At 48.1% G+C, this 620-nt stretch carries 1 protein-coding gene; it reads right to left on the reverse strand.

Annotated elements, in window-relative coordinates:
- The coding region (locus ACFIJP_RS09590; protein WP_375627200.1) for a hemagglutinin repeat-containing protein at positions 1-620 on the reverse strand (620 nt) is incomplete at both ends.

Here is a 620-nt window from a genome sequence, read left to right on the forward strand (position 1 = left end):
GTTGTGGTATGCGATTGAGATGTATCGGACGATTCCTCATGCAAAAAGCCACTTGAAGACGATTGTGCTTGCTGATCAAACTGTTCTTGGGCGCCTTTTATGACAATCTTTCCCCCAGAGTGAATGGTAATATCCGCTTGTTTCTGATCTCCTGGTGCTTTCTCTGCCTTACCGGCTACGAGCGTCGAGGCTATAACTTCCGTGTTGTTTCCTGAGTCAATGGCAATGCCTTCACCCCCAGATATGAGTGAACCGGAAACTTGGGTAGCATCAACCTTGTTATGCTCAGATTTGCTGCTACTAAACACCCCACCGTCTTTATGATACGACATCTCATAGTGTAAGCTATCCTCTGCATTGGTGATCAGAACATCGTTGCTGGCTTTCAGCCCTACCTTGCCATCAGCCGCAACAGAACTTCCCGTGATGGTGAGATCATGCGGTTTGCCATCCTGCCCTGCAATGATCGTGGTATCACCTCCCGATTTTATCGAAGAGCCAACGGCATGAGAGGCTTGCATATCCACTTTCGTGTTTTTGCCCTGAAGATGATACTCCATCTCATCTTCTCTTACCCCTATTGTTATCTCCCCTTGGGCGCCAAGTCCAACATTGCCCTT

The organism is Bartonella sp. MU37NMGALS, from assembly GCF_042194015.1.
In the GTDB taxonomy this organism is placed as follows: Bacteria; Pseudomonadota; Alphaproteobacteria; order Rhizobiales; family Rhizobiaceae; genus Bartonella; species Bartonella grahamii.